Genomic DNA, 17,327 nt, shown 5'->3' with positions numbered 1-17,327 from the left:
GCCTCCGTCAGTTCCTCCAGCCGCCGGCGGGTCTCGATCAGCTCGATCGAGGTCCGCTTGAGGTAGTCGAGGACCTCGGCGTTGTTGTCGTCACTCATCGCTCTCCCTGGCCGAGTTCTTGGTCCAGCAGCGAGAGAAGCTCGCCGGCTGAGGCGGTACTGATCCGGTCGGTGATGACGGCCGCCGGTTTCTCGCCCGCCATCGAGCGGACCCGGCCCCGCACGTGGCCGACCAGGGCGGACAGGGCGACCTTGTCCTCGTCCGCGAGGGCGGGGAACGCTTCCTCCAGCCGGGCGCCCAGCTGCTCGATCTCCTCGGCCAGCCGGTCGGCCGGTGTCTGCCCCGGGCCGCCGGGGGCCGGCGTGACGGTGTCGATCAGGAACCGGGTGAGGGCGTCGGGGTTCGGGTGGTCGAAGGCGAGCGTGGCGGGCAGCTTCAGGCCGGTCACGGCCGACAGCTTGTTGCGCAGTTCCAGCGCGGTGAGCGAGTCGATGCCCAGGTCCCGGAACGCGACGGCGGGGCCGATCCGTTCGCCGTCGTCGTGGCCGAGGACCAGGGCGGTCTGCGCCCGCACGAGGTCGCGGACCACGGCCTCCGCCTCGGCCGCCGGCTTCGACAGCACGAGGTCGGCGAGTTCGACGCCGGCGGGCTCCTCCCGGCCCGGACGGCCGGGTCCGGCGGGGGGTGCGAGCAGCTCGCGCAGGAGCGGCGAGGCCGCTCGGCCGGTGGGCGCGCCGTCTCGGGGCAGGTGGAGCCGGGCGGGCACCAGCACCGGCTCGTCCCGTGCGACCGCCGCGTCGAAGAGCGCGAGGCCCTCGTGGGTGGGCAGCGGCAGCACGCCCTGCCGTCGCAGGCGCACGAGGTCCGTCTCGTTCAGAGCGGCGCCCAGTTCGCTGCGCTCCGCCCAGTAGCCCCAGCACAGGGCGGTGGCGGGCAGACCCTGGGCCCTGCGGGTCTCGGCGAGGGCGTCGAGGAAGGCGTTGGCAGCCGCGTAACCGGCCTGTCCGGCCGTCCCGAGCACGCCGGCGACGGAGGAGAACAGGACGAACGCGGACAGGTCCAGGTGGCGGGTGGCCTCGTGCAGGTTCCAGGCCCCGTGCGTCTTCGGCGCGAGCACCGCGTCGACGCGGTCGCCGGTGAGCGACTCGACGACGCCGTCGTCCAGGACGGCCGCGCAGTGGATCACCGCGGTCAGCGGGTGCTCCTCGGGGACGGCGTCGACCAGCGCGGTCACCGACGCCCGGTCGGTGACGTCGCAGCCGGTGATCTCGACGTGGGCGCCCGCCCCGGTCAGCGCGGCGCGCAGGCCGGCCGCCGCCGGGGCCGCCGGTCCCCGTCTGCTGGTGAGCAGCAGACGGCGCACCCCGTGCCGCTCCACGAGGTGACGGGCCAGCATGGCTCCCAGGCCGCCGACGCCACCGGTGATCAGCACCGTGCCGGAGCCGAGGGCGGGACGGCCCTGTTCGGCGGCGCGGGACCGGGCAGCGCCGGTGGGGGTGGGGAGGCGGGTGAGCCGGGGTGTGGTCAGCGTGCCCGCGCTGATCCTGAGCTGGTCCTCCCCGGCTGCCGCCGCGGCCGGGACGCGGGCCCAGGACTCGGTCCGGTCGTCGGTGTCGAGGAGTGTGAACCGGCCCGGGTGCTCCGTCTGGGCGCTGCGCAGGAAGCCCCAGACCGCGGCGGCCGCCGGGTCGGTGCGGGGCGCCTGGCGGTCCCCCGTCGCCCCGCGGGTGACGACGACCAGGCGGGAGGCGGCGAACCGGTCGTCCAGGAGCCACTCGCGCGCCCACCGCAGCACGCGGTGGAGGTTGCGCTCGGCCGCCTCGGCCGGAGCGCTGCCGTCGGCCGGAGCGTCGCCGTCGGCCGTCCCGCCGTCCAGGACGGCGAGGACCACGGGCGGGGTCTTTGCGCCGGATGCGGCGAGTTCGGCCGGGCCGGGGAAGACCGGACCGCCCTCTGCCAGGAAGGCGGTGAGCGCGTCCGGCTCGCCCAGCACCGCGTACCGGGCGGCGGCGTCGCGCGACGGGACCGGCGCGGGCACCCAGTCCACCCGGAACAGGGCGTCGTGGTGGCCGGAGGCGAGTTCGGTCAGCCGCGCGGTGTCCACGGGCCGCAGGGTCAGCGACTCGATCCCGCCGGCCGGTGCTCCGGTCCGGTCCGCGAGGGTCACGGACACCGCGTCGGGCCCGGCGGGCGTGAGGCGGACGCGCAGTTCGCCCGGACGGGCGGGCCGCAGGCGGACGCCCCGGAACCGGTAGGGCAGCCGCCCCTGCGGGGAGTCGCCGGCGACCGGCCCCAGGCCGGTGGCCTGCAACGCGGCATCGAGCAGCGCCGGGTGGACCAGGAACCCGCCGTCCTGCTCCGCTCCGCCGCCCGCGGGCAGCTCCGCCCGCGCGAGGAGCGTGCCGTCCAGGTGCCACACCTCCTTGAGGCCCCGGAGCGGGGGCCCCGGCGTGAGGCCGAGGGCGGACAGCCGGGCGTACGCCTCCTCGCCGGGCACGCCGGCCGCGTCCGCGGGGGGCCAGACGGCGAGGCCGTCCGCCCGTGGGCTCCCGCCGGTGTCGGACCCGGCGAAGCCCGAGGCGTTGCGGGTCCATCCGGCGTCGCCGTCGCCCCGCGAGTGCACACCGATGACGCCGTTGCCGTCCACGACCACGCGGACCTCACGTTCCGCGCCGCCGGTCAGCACCAGCGGTGCGTCCAGGACGAGTTCGTCGACGACGTCGCGGCCCGTCCGGTGCGCCGCCCACACCGCCATCTCCAGCAGCACCGTGCCCGGCACCAGGGCGGCGCCGTCGACGAGGCGCCCGGCGAGCCACGGATGGCGCTCGGCGGACAGGAAGCCCCGGGCCGCCACGCCGCCGCCCGCGTCGTCCGGCAGGTCGAGCACGGTGTCGAGGAGCGGATGGCCCGACCGGGGCCCGGTGGTGGTCTCGCGCGGGGTGTCCAGCCAGTAGCGCTGCCGCTGGAACGGGTAGGTGGGCAACTCCGCCCAGGCGCCGTCCGGTTCGGGCAACGCCGTCCGCCAGGACACCGCCGTGCCCGCCACGAAGGCCTCGGCCGCCGAGCGGTACAGCCGCGCGAGGCCGCCCTGGCCGCGGCGCAGCGTACCGGTCGCCACCCGGGCGGTTCCCGGCAGGTCGTCGAGCATCTGCTGGATGTTGACCATGAGCAGCGGATGCGGGCTGACCTCGATGAACGCGCCGTGGCCGGCTTCGAGCAGGCTCTTCGTGGTGGCGTCGAAGCGGACCGGTTCCCGCATGTTGCGGAACCAGTAGGCCGCGTCGAGGTCCGCGCCGTCGACCGGGCCGCCGGTCACGGTCGAGTAGAACGCCACCGGCGAGGACACGGGCCGGATCGCTCCCAGCTCGTCCAGCAGCGGCCGCTCGAACCGGTCCATCAGCGGCGAGTGCCCGGGGACACCGGCCGGGATGGGGCGGGCGCGCACGCCCTGCGCCTCGCAGGCCGCCACCAGTTCCCCGACCGCGTCGGCCTCGCCCGACACGGTCGTCGAATAGGGCCCGTTGACCGCGGCGACCGCGACGCGGGAGCCCCACGGCTCCATCAGCCGCCGTACCCGGTCCTCGGTCGCGACGATGCCGGCCATGCCGCCGTCCTGGGCGGCGGTGGCCAGGAGCCGGGAGCGCACGGCGACGATCCTGGCCGCGTCCGGCAGACAGAGGGCCCCCGCGACGCAGGCGGCGGCGATCTCGCCCTGCGAGTGGCCGATCACGGCGTCCGGGGCGACGCCCAGCGCGCGCCAGACCCGGGCCAGGGACACCATCGTCGCGAAGAGCGCGGGCTGTACGACGTCGATCCGGTCCAGGTCGGCGGCCTCGGGGCCGCCGCACACGGTGTCGACCAGCGACCAGGAGATCCACGGCCGCAGCGCCTGTGCGCAGGCCCGCAGCTGTTCGGCGAAGACCGGGCTCGTCTCCCACAGCTCGCGTCCCATGCCGGCCCACTGGCAGCCCTGGCCGGGGAAGACGAAGACCGTCCCGCCCACGGGTCGCGCGGCGCCGGACACCACGTGGCGGGGGTGCCTGTCTCCCGCGGCCACGGCGGTCAGGCCGGCGAGCAGCTCGTCGCGGTCCGCACCGATGACCACCTGGCGGTGCTCGAACAGCGAGCGGGTCGCCACCAGGGCGTGCCCCACCGCCGCCGCGGACCGCCCGGCATCCGCCGCGACGTGGTCCCGCAGCCGCAGGGCCTGTTCCCGCAGCGCCTCGGGGGACCTCGCGGAGAGTATCCAGGGCACCGGCGCCGCCCCGGTGGACACCCGGCCGGGGCCGGGGGCCGCGGGCGGGCGGGCCGTGCCGTTCGCGGCCTCGGGAGCCTCTTCGAGTACGAGGTGGGCGTTGGTGCCGCTGACGCCGAAGGACGACACGCCCGCGCGCCGGGGCCGCCCCGGAGTGACGGGCCAGTCCCTGGCCTCGGTCAGCAGCTCGACCGAGCCGGCCGCCCAGTCGACGTGCGGGGTGGGGCGGTTCACGTGCAGGGTCCGGGGCAGGGTCCCGTGCCGCATCGCCATGATCATCTTGATGATGCCGCCGACGCCCGCCGCCGCCTGCGTGTGGCCGACGTTCGACTTCAGCGAGCCCAGCCAGAGCGGCCGGCCGGGCTCCCGGTCCTGCCCGTAGGCGGCCAGCAGCGCCTCCGCCTCGATCGGGTCGCCCAGGCGGGTGCCGGTGCCGTGGGCCTCCACCGCGTCCACCTCGCCGGGGGCGAGGCCCGCGTCGGCCAGGGCCGCTCGCACGACCCGCTGCTGGGCGCTTCCGTTCGGCGCGGTCAGCCCGTTGGACGCGCCGTCCTGGTTGACGGCCGAGCCCCTGATCACCGCCCGGATCCGCCGCCCGTTGCGCAGCGCGTCCGACAGCCGCTCCAGGACCAGCACGCCCGCGCCCTCGCCCCAGGCGGTTCCGTCGGCCGCTTCCGCGAACGACTTGCACCGCCCGTCGGCGGACAGGCCCCTTTGCCGGGAGACCTCCACGAACAGACCCGGGCTCGGCAGCACCGACACCCCGCCGGCCAGCGCCAGTGCGCACTCGCCGGACCGCAGGGAGCGCACGGCCTGGTGGACGGCGACCAGTGACGACGAGCAGGCCGTGTCGACGGACACCGCCGGTCCTTCCAGGCCCAGTACGTACGCCACCCGGCCCGAGGCCACGCTGGTGTACGTCCCGGCGATCCCGAAGCCCTCCACCCCGGCGGCCGTCCCGCCGCCGATCCGGGGCCCGTAGTCCACCCCGTAGATCCCGGTGAACACGCCGGTGGCCGAGCCCCGCAGCCCCGCGGGGTCGATTCCGGCCCGCTCCAGCGCCTCCCACGTGATCTCCAGCATCAGGCGCTGCTGGGGGTCCATCGCCAGTGCCTCGCGCGGGCTGATGCCGAAGAACGGCGCGTCGAACTCCGCGAGCGAGTCGAGGAACGCGCCCCGGCGCGTGTACGTCCTCCCGGCCGCCTCGGGGTCGGGATCGTAGAGCGCCTCCACGTCCCAGCCGCGGTCCCGCGGGAACTCCCCCGTCGCGTCCACTCCGGCGGACACCAGGTCCCACAGGTGCTCGGGGGACACCGCCCCGCCCGGGAAGCGGCATCCGGCGCCCACGACGGCGACGGGCTCACGAGCCGACTCCTCCCACGCGCGCACCCGCTCGCGCAGCTCCTGTGCGTCGCCGACGGCGCGCCGCAGGTAGGACCGGAGCTTGTCGACATCGTCCACTGGGTCTCCTTCACCGATGACGGGGTGAACGGGCGGGTGCTACACGTAGCCGCGCTCGATGAGCGCGTACAGCTCGTCGTCGCTGCGGTCCTGCTGGCTCGTCTCCTCCCGCCGGGCCGGTTGCGCGGCTTCCGGGGGCGCGAGGAGTGAGAGGAGGTGGCGGGCCAGCCGCCGCGGCGTGGGGTGGCTGAAGGCGACGGTGGCCGGCAGCCGTACTCCGGTCGCCGCGGTGAGCCGGTTGCGCAGCCGCACCGCCGTCGAGGATTCGAATCCCAGGTCCTTGAAGGTGCTGTCCGGGCGGGCCGCTAGCTCGCCGGGCGTCGGGCGCGGGCCGCCGGCGCCCCACGCGGCCGCCGCCTCGGCGCACACGAGGCCGAGGGCCGCCGGTTCCGAGTCCGGCACCGCCGCCCGGGTGTCCGCGGCGCCGTCCGGGCCGGCGGGGCCCGGGTCGTCGGACGCCGTCAGCCAGTACGACCGCCGCTGGAACGCGTAGGTCGGCAGGGCGACCCGGCGTGGCCGGTGCGGGGCGAACAGCGCCGTGAGGTCCACCGGTACGCCGCGCACGTGGAGTTCGCCCAGCGAGGCCAGCAGCCCGGCCTCGCCGCCGTCGTCCTTGTGCAGGGTGCCGACCACGGCCGGGGAGGCGGCGAGCGCGTCGGCGGTCTCCGCCATCGCCACCTCCAGGACCGGATGGGGGCTGACCTCCACGAACGCCCCGGCGCCCTCGCGCATCAGGGCTTCGACGACCGCGCCGAAGCGCACCGTCGAGCGCAGGTTGTCGTACCAGTACGCGCCGTCCAGCGGCCGGTCGCCGAGCGGCCGCCCGGTGACCGTGGACCGGAACTCCACGTCCGGCCGGGCCGGCGAGAGGCCCGAGGCGGCCGACAGGAGCCGCTCCCGGATGCGTTCGACGTGGTGCGAGTGCGAGGCGTAGTCCACCTTGACGCGCCGCACCCGCACGCCCTCCGCCGCGGCCCGGGCGGCGAACCGGTCCAGCGCCTCGTCGTCCCCGGAGACCACCACCGACGCCGGTCCGTTGACCGCGGCCGTGGACAGCCGGCCGGGCCACTGCCGCAGCCGTTCGCGCACCCACTGCGGGGACGCGGCGACCGCGCTCATCCCGCCGGTGCCGGCCAGCGCGGTCAGTTCGCGGCTGCGCAGGGCGACGAGCCTCGCCGCGTCCTCCAGGGACAGCGCGCCCGCCACGCAGGCGGCGGCGATCTCGCCCTGAGAGTGCCCCACCACCGCGTCGGGGACCACTCCGAGCGAGCGCCACACCCGGGCCAGCGACACCATCATCGCGAACAGCGCGGGCTGGACCACGTCGACCCGGTCCAGCGTCGCGGCCGGCTCGGCGCCGGTCACCACGTCCACCAGCGACCAGTCCACCCACGGCGCCAGCGCCCGCGCGCAGGCGTCGATGCCGCGCGCGAACTCCCGCGACTCCGTGTACAGCCGGCGGCCCATGCCGAGCCACTGGGAGCCCTGCCCGGGGAAGACGAAGACGACCGGTCCGGCCGGACCGGGGGCCGTTCCGCGCACCGCCCGCGCCGTGTCCGCGCCGGCCGCCACCCGTTCGAGACCGGCCAGCGCCTCGTCGCGGTCGCCGGCGAGCAGTACGGCCCGGTGCTCGAAGAGGGTCCGGGTCGCCACCAGTGAGTGGCCCACGTCGGCTGCGGTCAGGGTCGGGTCCGCGGCGACGAAGTCCCGCAGCCGCAGCGCCTGTTCGCGCAGCGCCGCCTCCGACCGGGCCGACAGCGGCCACGGCAGCACCCCGGAGCCGCCCGGGTCCGGCTCCGGGTCCGCGGCACGGGTCGCCGGTGTCCGGGGGGCCTGTTCGAGGACGGCGTGGGCGTTGGTCCCGCCCATGCCGAACGCCGACACGCCCGCCCGTCGCGGCCGCCCGGGCGTGCCCGGCCAGGGCCGGGGCGCTCGCAGGACCTCGAAGTCGCGGTGGAAGTCGGGGATGGCGGGGTTCGGCGACGCGAAGTTCAGGCTCGGCACCAGCAGGCCGCGGTCCAGGCACAGGGCCGTCTTCACGAGGCCGGCGAGCCCCGCGGCGGGCTCCAGGTGCCCGACGTTGGTCTTCACCGAGCCGATCGTCAGGGGGCGGCCGCGGCCGGTCGCGCGGAACACCTCGCGCAGGCCGGACGCCTCGGCGGGGTCGCCGAGGCGCGTGCCGGTGCCGTGGGCCTCCACGTAGTCGACGCTGTCGAAGGGGACGCCCGCGCGTGCCAGGGCGGACAGCACGGTCGCCGCCTGCGCGCCGGGGCTGGGGTCGGGCATCCGCGTGGAGGCGCCCCCGCTGCCCACGCTCCAGCCCCGCACCACCGCGTAGACGTGGTCGCCGTCGGCGACGGCCAGGTCGAGCCGCTTCAGCAGGACGAACGCCCCGCCCTCCCCGCGCACGAAGCCGCTGGCGCGGGAGTCGAAGGCGAAGCAGCGGCCGTCGGGCGACAGCGCGCCCAGGTTGGCCAGGCCCAGTCCCGTCTCCGGGTCGGCGATCAGCTCGACGCCGCCCACCAGGGCCGTGTCGACCGCGCCGTCGAGGATCCGGTCGCAGCTCAGCGCCAGGGCGACGAGGGAGGAGGACTGGCCGGAGTCCGCGCAGTAGCTCATGCCGCGGAGGTCGAACAGGGCGGAGACCCGGTTGGCGATCAGCGCGCCGGCGGAGCCGAGCGCGGCGTGGTGGTCGTCCCGGTCGCTGCCGGCCAGGGTGCGCAGCCGGTCGTATCCGGAGGGCGCGCTGCCGACCACGACGTCGATCTCACGGCCCGCGAGCGCGCCCGCGGGGATGCGGGCGTCCTCGACGGCCTCCCAGGCGAGTTCCAGCCCCAGCCGCTGCACGGGGTCCATGGCGGCCGCCTCCGCCGCGCCGAGGCCGAAGAACTCCGCGTCGAACCCGTCGACGGCGTCGAAGAACGACCCCGTCCGCAGGGTGGCGGCGTCCGGGTGGTCCGGACGCGCGGGGCCGGCCGGCCGCTGCTCGGGGAACGTTCCGACGGTCGACCGCCCGTCGAGCAGCAGGCGCCAGAACTCCTCAGGGCCGCTCACTCCGGGGAAGCGGCACGACATCCCGACGACGGCGATACCGGTGGCTCGGCCACTCATACGATTCCCTTCCGGTTCCTCAGCCCCGCGGGGCGCACGGGGCCGCCCTCAGCGCCAGTCGGTCAGCGACGTCAGAAGTGCGGGGGGCGCGTGCATGAAGTCGTAGTGGCCGCCGTCGACGACCCGGACGTCGACCGACTCCGCGTACGGCAGCCAGCCCTGAAGGTCGTCCCGGGTCACGTCGGGGTCGTCCCGCCAGTGCAGGACGACGACCGGGCACGGGAGCCTCACCGGGCGTGTGCGCCGGTAGGCGCCCGCGGCGGCGTGGTCGCCGAGCAGCACGGTCAGGCCCATGTCGACCATGTCCGGCCGCGGCTGGAGTCCCCGGCCGCGCAGGAAGGACTCCAGCTCGGTGCGGAGTTCGGCCTCGGTCATGGCGAGCATGCGGTCGCGCGAGGCGTGGTGCGGTGCCGGCTGTCCCGACACGAACAGGCGCTCCGGCACGGGCAGGCCCCGGTCGGCGAGGCGGAGCACGGTCTCGAAGGCGGGCAGCGCCCCGGCGCAGTGCCCGAAGAACGCGAACGGCCGGTCGAGCAGCGGCACCAGCGCCTCGGCGAGCCCGGCGGCGAGTTCCTCGTAGGTGCCGTAGTGGGGTTCGGCCATCCGGCTCTCCCGGCCGGGGAACTGCACCGGGCAGACCTCGGCGCCGTCGATCGCGGGCGGCCAGGCGCTGAAGGCCGAGGCGCCGGCCCCGGAGAAGGGGAAGCAGAAGATCCGGGCGGGGTGGTCGGTCGCGGACGGCGGCCGGACGAACCACGGTGAGGTGGTGGAGCCGGAGGTCATGGTGCCCTTCGTTTCCGGACGACGACGGGGAGGTGGGTCATCCCGGCGATGAAGCAGGACCGCAGGTGCTCGGGTTCGCCGGCGAGTTCGATCGATCCGCATCGCCGGAGCAGTTCCTCGAAGAAGACGCGCAGGGTCATCCGTGCCAGCGGGGCGCCGATGCAGAAGTGCGAACCGAAGCCGAACGCGACCTGGCGCTTGGCGCCGGTGCGGGTGATGTCGAAGGTGTGGGGGTCGGTGAACCGGGCGGCGTCCCGGTTGGCCGACCCGATCCACGCGACGACGGCTGCGCCGGCCGGGACGGTGCCGCCGCCGATCCGGGTGTCGCCGACCGCGTACCGCATGAAGTTGCAGGCGGCCGAGGTCCAGCGCAGCCCCTCCTCCACCAGGTTCGGCACGAGGGACGGGTCGGCCTGCGCCTTCTCGTACTGTTCGGGCCGCTCGACGAGGGCGAGCACCGTGCCCGAGACGGTGTGGGGGGTCGTCACGTTGGCGCCGAGCAGGATGCTGTAGCCGTTGAGGGCGATCTCCTCGTCGGTCAGCGGGGCGTCGCCCGCGTGGACGCTCATCAGGTGGTCGAGCAGGCTGCCGTCCTCGCCTCCGGCCGCCCGGCGTCCCTTGACCCACGCGGTGACGTAGGCGACCAGCTCGTGGTGCGAGATGGCCAGGGTCGCGGCTTCGCCGCCGAGCCGGAAGTGCGGGTCCGAGGGGGCCGTCACCATCGCGGTCAGCCGCACGAGGTCGTCCCAGTCGCGCTCCGGGATGCCGAGCAGTGGTCCGGTGACGATGGCCGGCAGGCGCAGTGCCTGCTCGGCCAGGTCGAAGGCCGCGCCGTCGAGCGCGGGTTCGAGGAACCGCACGACCGCCTGCCGGATCCGGTCCTCCCAGGGCGCCACGGCGCGCGCGGTGAGCCGGGAGCCGATCGCCCTGCGGACCTCGGTGTGCCGGGGCGGGTCGGTGGAGGTCATCAGCTTGCCCGCCGCGACGTCGTCGACGCCGAGGTGGGTGACGACCGTGCCGCGTTCGGAGGTGAACTCCTGGTGGGAGCCGAGCACCCGGCAGACGTCCTCGTAGCGCGTCACGGACCAGAACTCACGGCCGTCGGCCAGGACCTGGTGGTGCAGCGGGGCCTCGGCGCGCATGACGTCCCAGACGGGGTGCGGGTCGCCGGTGGTGTAGAGGTCCAGGTCGAACAGGTCGACGCGGTCGAGGTCGACGTCGCGCGCCGAGCCGGGCGTCAGCCTCATGTCAGCGCCCTCGCCCGCTCGATCAGCGCGGCGACCCGGGCCGGGGTCTGGGCCAGGTAGAAGTCGCGCACCGACAGTTCTACGCCGTGGTCGCGCTTCACCCGGTCGATGATCGCGATCCCGATGAGCGAGTTGCCGCCGAGGGAGAAGAAGTCGTCGTCCGCCCCGACCTCGCGGCCGGCGAGGTGTTCCGCCCACAGCGCGCAGACCTCCCGTACGAGCGGCGCCGGCACGTCGCCGGGGGCCGCGCACGCCTCGGGAGCCTCGGGTTCTCCACCTTGCCCGTGAGCCCGCGGTCGCGATTCCATCGCCACCTTTTCCTTTCTCCGAGGGACACAAGGACCCTTTTCGGGGGGGACATTTACGTGCCGCGCCGGCGGGGTTGTTCACTGAATGGCGGCCACGGGACGAGGCTAAAGCGCGGAATTGAATTACGGAAGGCGCGGAGCGAGTGCCGTGAATCTTCGGGCGGCGGCCGGGTGTCCCGTCGACGGGACACCCGCGCGTGCGCCCGGCCACACCCTTCCCGACCCCCTGGACAGCGGCTCCCAGGGGGAGTTCACGGCGCCCCCATCGTGCCATCCGTGACGCGTCCTGGCCAGGGAAATCGACGCTTTCGGCCGACCCCGGTCCTGCCCGGCAGCGTCGGCGGCCACGTCATTGCCATCACATTTTCCAAGAATTACTGTGACGCCCCGGAGGGCGTCCAGGAGCCTCCGCGTGCATCACACAACCAGCTACGGGAGGGGATTTCCTTGCTCAAGTCGCAACGGCTTGCGGTGCTGCCGATCGACGCGTACGACCTGGATTCCGAGTTGTCCGTCGTGGACCAGCACGAGTACGGCGGCGACTATGACGCCTTCACCTTCGGCTCGTGGTCGTCGCACGTCCTGGCCAACGGCACGGGCGCCGACTCCGACACCGCCTTCCGCCCGCACGACGGCCGGCTGACCCTGACGGACCTGGGCAAGCGGCTGCCGAACATCATGGCGCTGGTGACCGACAACTTCCCCCTGGAACGGCTGCAGTGGGTGCGGGTCTTCAGCCTCCGCGACGGGCTGATCTCCCCGCACGTGGACTTCCTCGAGTTCTCCGAGCCGGGAACCCGGCTCCAGGTCCCGCTGCGCACCAGCGAGGAATCCCTCCATTCCGAGAACGAGTCCGTCTACCACATCCGCCGCGGTGAGGTCTGGAAGATCCATTCGACCGATCCGCACTCCGCCCGCAGCACCTCCCGGACCGCCCGGCTCTCCCTGTGCCTGGACTTCGCGGACGCCGAGGAGCCGATCGAGATCCGCAACCAGGTCCCCGCGACCGAGCCGATCCGCATCGTCGAGCGGCCCGAGCCGACGGACGCGGAGCTGCGCGACCTCATCGAGTCGGGGCGGGACTTCACCCCGGCGACCATGCGGCCGGCCTTCCGCAGGTTCGCCGAGCTGCACTTCGAGCGGCGCGCCCACGCCACGGCGGCGTTCGACTGGTACGTGGAGGCCGCCCGCCTGACCGGTGACGAGGACATGGTGGCGAAGGCCCGGGCCTTCCGCACGTACTGCGTCGAGAAGCGGGGCGACGGGGAGAAGTTCGACTGGTGAGCAACGCGGCGCCGCAGCCGCCGCCGACCGGCCGATGGCCCACCGCGCCTGTGCGGTGGGCCATCGGCCGGTGTGCGATCAGCTCTTCACGGTGCCTTCGCGCAGCCGGTCGATCATGTGCCGGGTCGTCTCGATCGGGCTCTCCTGCGACAGGTCCCAGGAGCCCGACGGCAGCGCCCCGTTGAGTGCGGCCGCCCTCTCGTCCCACTCCTCCTGCCCGGCGAAGGGGACCGTCTCGCCCTCCTGGTAGGCGGGGAACGGACGGTACCGGTTGAGGCCGGCGGCGTCGGCCCCGCGCACCAGCAGCGGGTCGAGGTAGATGCCCTCGCTGTGGATCCGCGTGGTCGTCGAGATGTAGCCGATGTCCAGACCGCAGCGCCGCTTGGCGGAGGTGTTCGCCTCCGAGTAGTGCAGCAGGTGGGGGTGGTGGATCGACACGTCGCCCGGCTGGAGCTCGATGTCCACCACACCGCGCTTGTCCACCCACTCCCGCACCAGGGCCTCGTCGGAGCTGGAGAACAGCATGTTGGGCTCGTCGGTGCGCACCTGCGGCTTGTGCAGCGGCAGTTCGTGGCTCCCGGGGATCATCCGCAGGCAGCCGTTCTCCGTGGTGCTCTCGTCGACGGCCAGCCACACCGTCAGCGCCTCCATCGGGCTCAGCGTCCAGTACGCGCCGTCCTGGTGCCACAGCACGGGCTGGCCGTCGTACGGGGGCTTGCAGATGTAGTGGGCGGTGAAGCACGCGAGGTTCGGCCCGAGGAAGAACTCCGCGATGTCCACCAGACGGGAGTCGGAGACCAGCCGGGCCCAGAAGGCGTCGTTGCGGATCAACGGGTGGTGCAGGTGCTCGGGGCGCAGATCCGGGTACTTGCCGGTGAGCCAGTCGACGTGGGCACGCACCTCGTCCAGCAGATCCCGCGGCACGACACCGCGGATGATGGAGAAGCCCTGTTCGGCGTATTCCGCCCTGGCTTTCTCAAGAACGCCCTCGCCCAGTGTGTTCATGCGTCGATTCCTTCTCGGGTGTGAGGTCCTGCCTGCCTGACTTGCGGGACACGTGCTCGGAACCGTCGAGCGTTCCCGCTCGCGGGCTTCGGGGTAGCGCGGCTCCGGACGTGGAAAAGGTGGTGGGGCCGGGATGCCGGAAATCGTCGCCGGCAGCTCGGGCGTGGTCGACGGGGCGACCGCCGGGCGACAGGGCCCTCTTGACGGCGGACGCGGCTCCCGTGGCGCTTTCACGGCGTGCGGGAGCGGTTCTCGGGTCGGGCGGCGGTCCGTCGGACCGGCATTCGCCGGCCGGTCGCAGCGGCGTTCCCCGCGCCCTTTACGCCGGTTCCCCGGCCGTTCAACACTCTGTCCGCCGTGCGGGAGGGTGTCAATGTTCCCGGGCCCGTCCGGGGCGTTCGGCGAGGCGCCGGCACGAATGCCGGGTTCTTCCTTCTTCGCGGTGCCGGGGAAACCGGTCTCGCGCGTGGTCCGCGCGGGATGCCGGTCCCCGGGCACGAAGCGTTTGTCCCGCTGACGGGACAGGCACGGGTGCGCCTGGAAACGGGGCCCCGGACGAGCCGGGGCCCGGCCCGCTGTCCCCGGCCCCGCGCGTACGACATGTCCGCCGGGTTCCGGTGCGGCCCTGGCGGGGCCGCTGCCGCAAGGAAGGACCGTCGACAACGCTCCTGACCGATACACCTAGCGGCCCGCGGCCGACTCGGCCTCGATCAGGTCCAGCACCTCGCGTCCCCGGTCCACCAGGTACATGTGGTCGCCGGGGAGTTCCACGTAGCTGAAACCGGCCGTGGTCGCCTTCTGCCACTGGTGTGCCTGGTCCGCGCTGACCAGGCCGTCGCCGGCGCCCCGGACCGAGCAGATCGGCACGGCGACCGGTTCGTCGGTGCTCGGCACGTAGTTCTCGTGCATCTCGCAGTCGGCCTGGAGGACGGGCAGGATCAGTTCCCGCATCTCCGGGTGGTCGAGGGCCTCGTGCCGGAAGCCCGCGAACTCCTCGACACGGGCGAGGAACTCGTCGTCCGGAAGCCCGGTAGCGCGTCTGGCCCGCTGGGTCCAGGGCCCCGGCGAGCCGCTCACGACGAGCCGCTCGACGGCGACTCCGCGCGCGGTCAGCAGATGCGTCAGCTCGTAGGCGAGCACCGCGCCCAGGCTGTGCCCGAACAGCACGACCCGCGCGCCCTCGCCCGCCTCCGCGACGAGGGCGTCGACCACGTTGCGGGCCGCCTCCACGACGTTGCGGTACGGCGTGTGCAGGATCAGCCGTTCACGACCGGGCAGTTCGACCGGGACCACGCGCCACCGGCCGGCGGACAGCGCCCGCCACGGATGGAAGAACGACGGCCCCGCTCCGGCGAACGGTGCGCACATCAGGACGGTCCGGTCCCGTTCGGCCGCGGTCGTCCCGTGTCCTGTGCTCACGGTCTTCTCCCCTCGCCCCCCGGGGCGGTTCGCCGGGCCGGTCACCGCGCCAGCTTCTCGGCGATGACCCGCATGATCTGGCCCGCTGGGCCGGGCATGTGCAGGTCGTGGTGGGTGGCGTCCACCGGGTGCTCCTCGATGGTGCCGAGGACGTGCGGCCGCCAGTCCGGCCCCCAGGAGGAGACCTCCTCGGTCTTGTCCAGCTTGGCGTTGAAGTACAGCAGGTCGCCGCGGTAGACCGGCGATTCGAAGTCACCCATCTTGTTGAGGTTGTTGGCACCCACCTTCGACATGGTGTCCAGGAAGCTGTCCATGCCGCGGGTGTTCATGAACTGGCCGAAGATCTCCTCGACGTCCGCCCGGTACAGGTCCGGAGTCCGGCCGGAGACCTGCTTGAACCCGCTCTCCGGACGGGTGGTGGCGGGCTGGGAGTCCAGAACGGCGACGAGGCCGACCCGGTGCCCGAGCCGGTCCAGTTCCACCGCGAGGGCGTGCGCGAGCGGGCCGCCGTAGGACCAGCCGACGAGGTGGAAGGGGCCCTCCGGCTGGACGCGGAGCATCTCGGCGAGGTAGTCGTCGATCATCTCCTGGACGGAACCGGCGAGCGGGTCGGTGCCGTTGGAGCCACGGGACTGCAGCGCGTAGGCCGGACGGTCCGGAATGTGGGGGCCGAAGGTGAAGTACGCCCAGCCGAGGCCGCCTCCGCCGTGCAGGAACCACACCGGCGGCTTGCCCGTGCCGGGGTCCCTGTTGAGTGGCAGCACGACGTCGAACGAGCCGGTGTGGTCGTCGGGGATGCCGCCGATGAGCATCAGCGCCGCCAGCTCGGCCACGGTCGGGTACTGGATGATCGTCCGCAGCGGCACGTCGAGGCCGAACTGCTTGCGGATGCGGGCGCTGAGCCGGGTGGCCAGCAGCGAGTGCCCGCCGAGCACGAAGAAGTCGTCGTCGATGCCGACCCTCTCCAGGCCCAGCAGCTCGCCGAACATGGCGCACAGCTTCTCCTCGTGGGAGTTGCGCGGCGCGCCGCCGCCCCCGGCGGTGGTGTGCTCCGCGGGCAGCGCGCGCCGGTCGAGCTTGCCGGCGGGGTTCAGCGGGATCTCCGCGAGCGGCACCACGGCGGCCGGGACCATGTAGCCGGGAAGGCGCCCACGCAGGTACTCGGGCAGCTCGGCCAGGAGCGGACCGATCGACTTGGCCAGGGCGGGGGCGTTGATCCGCGTCCGCCCGGTGGCAGGGCCCGGGACGAACCCTCCGCCGACGGCCCTCGGTTCCGGCAGCAGCACCGCGTCGAAGCAGTGGGCGGCCTCGGCGGACCAGGTGAGGACGGCCTCCCCGCCCTGCCGGCGAGCACCCTCGACGAGGGCCTGCGGATCCACCGGGACGCCCCGCGCGGCGTTCGAGGTCAGAACACCGGACGCCGAGGCGGCGGCGGCCTCCTCGACCAGCCGCGCGTTGGGTATCCCGGTCACCCGGAGCGGGCCGCCGCCCACCCGTCCGGCCAGCTCCGCCGGGTCGGACACGTCCCGGCCCCAGGCGAGGGCGGGCACATCGGCCAGGTCGAGGACGGCGGCCGGCCGCTTGTGCAGGACGACCTCGTAGCGGTGCCGGGTCAGCTCGTTGTGGGCGCGCCCCTCCTTGAGCCGGATGTCGACCGCGGCCGAGCGGTCCGCGGCCCATTCGGTGAACCACTCCGGGGCCACCACCAGTTCCCGCTCGGCCAGCAGCGCCTGCTCGACCAGCGCCCGCACCTCGTCGTGCGAGGCGTGCGGCTGCGCGGCCCGCTTCTCCGCGGTGGCCAGCAGCCGCAGCGTGGCCGCGTTGCGGACGTCACCGACGATCAGCCGGCCTCCCGGCGCGAGGAGTTCCATCAGCTCGCCCAGCACCCGGTCCAGGTACGCGGCGCTCGGGAAGTACTGCACCACCGAGTTGAGGACGACGGTGTCGAACGCGCCGCGGGGCAGGCCGGAGACGTCGTGGGCGGGCTGCGCGGCGAGCCGGACCCGGTCCGCGTGGCCGGCCCGCTCGGCCTGTGCCCGGAGCCGGTCCACGACCGTGGCCGAGATGTCGGTCCCCCAGTACTCGTCGACCTCGCCGACGATCTCGGCCAGGAGCAGACCGGAGCCGACACCGACCTCCAGCACCCGGCGGGGAGCGAAGCGCAGGACCTGCGCCACCGCCGCCTCACGCCATTCGTGCATCTGCTCGATGGGGATCGGCTCCCCGTCGTAGACCGACTTCCAGCCGTGGAAGTCCTCGCCCCAGGCCTTCTCGGCGGCGTCGGCGTAGCTCTCGTCGTAGACCTGGCGCCACTCGTCCACGAGGGTGTCGGCGTCGGCCACCGCGGCGTCCGGATCGGGTGCCACGTAGGCGACCAGGCGCTGTTCGCCCTTCTGGTCCTCGCGCACGACGACGGCCGCCTGGGCGACCGCGGGGTGCGCGGTCAGCGCGTGT

8 protein-coding genes and 1 pseudogene are annotated in these 17,327 nt (G+C 74.2%); 1 reads left to right on the top strand and 8 read right to left on the bottom strand.

Annotation, left to right across the window (positions count from 1 at the left end; all coding sequences use genetic code 11):
• Nucleotides 1-94: 94 nt before the first annotated feature.
• The 5 genes and pseudogenes from ACSLTV_RS28030 to ACSLTV_RS28010 all read right to left on the bottom strand — a co-directional run.
• Nucleotides 95-5,701, bottom strand: a pseudogene (locus tag ACSLTV_RS28030) (SDR family NAD(P)-dependent oxidoreductase); the annotation flags it as partial.
• Nucleotides 5,702-5,755: 54 nt separating this feature from the next.
• Nucleotides 5,756-8,827, bottom strand: coding sequence for a type I polyketide synthase (locus tag ACSLTV_RS28025; protein WP_435613094.1), 3,072 nt, complete (start codon nucleotides 8,825-8,827; stop codon nucleotides 5,756-5,758).
• 48 nt (nucleotides 8,828-8,875) lie between these two features.
• Nucleotides 8,876-9,610, bottom strand: coding sequence for a thioesterase II family protein (locus tag ACSLTV_RS28020; RefSeq protein WP_435613093.1), 735 nt, complete (start codon nucleotides 9,608-9,610; stop codon nucleotides 8,876-8,878).
• Nucleotides 9,607-10,857, bottom strand: coding sequence for a cytochrome P450 (locus ACSLTV_RS28015; protein WP_435613092.1), 1,251 nt, complete (start codon nucleotides 10,855-10,857; stop codon nucleotides 9,607-9,609). Before ACSLTV_RS28015 ends, ACSLTV_RS28020 begins: the two co-directional genes overlap by 4 nt.
• On the bottom strand, nucleotides 10,854-11,165 hold the full coding sequence (locus ACSLTV_RS28010) for an acyl carrier protein (protein ID WP_432158432.1): 312 nt from the start codon (nucleotides 11,163-11,165) through the stop codon (nucleotides 10,854-10,856). Before ACSLTV_RS28010 ends, ACSLTV_RS28015 begins: the two co-directional genes overlap by 4 nt.
• A gap of 447 nt (nucleotides 11,166-11,612) precedes the next feature.
• Here ACSLTV_RS28010 and ACSLTV_RS28005 point away from each other — a divergent pair, with 447 nt between their 5' ends.
• The gene (locus ACSLTV_RS28005; protein ID WP_435613091.1) at nucleotides 11,613-12,449 is read left to right on the top strand and encodes a putative nonproteinogenic amino acid hydroxylase; all 837 of its coding nucleotides are present in this window, start codon (nucleotides 11,613-11,615) and stop codon (nucleotides 12,447-12,449) included.
• Between the two features lie 78 nt (nucleotides 12,450-12,527).
• On the opposite strand, the gene ACSLTV_RS28000 is transcribed toward ACSLTV_RS28005, so the two are convergent.
• The 3 genes from ACSLTV_RS28000 to ACSLTV_RS27990 form a co-directional block, all read right to left on the bottom strand.
• Entirely contained in the window at nucleotides 12,528-13,454 is a 927-nt protein-coding gene (locus ACSLTV_RS28000) for a phytanoyl-CoA dioxygenase family protein (protein ID WP_435613090.1), read from the bottom strand.
• A gap of 681 nt (nucleotides 13,455-14,135) precedes the next feature.
• On the bottom strand, nucleotides 14,136-14,822 hold the full coding sequence (locus ACSLTV_RS27995) for a thioesterase II family protein (protein WP_432137822.1): 687 nt from the start codon (nucleotides 14,820-14,822) through the stop codon (nucleotides 14,136-14,138).
• Between the two features lie 92 nt (nucleotides 14,823-14,914).
• The coding region (locus ACSLTV_RS27990) for an alpha/beta fold hydrolase (RefSeq protein ID WP_435613089.1) at nucleotides 14,915-17,327 on the bottom strand (2,413 nt) is incomplete at its 5' end.

It is taken from the genome of Streptomyces sp. bgisy159 (assembly GCF_965341775.1).
Classification (GTDB): domain Bacteria; phylum Actinomycetota; class Actinomycetes; order Streptomycetales; family Streptomycetaceae; genus Streptomyces.
This window is presented reverse-complemented; position numbering and strand designations above follow the sequence as displayed.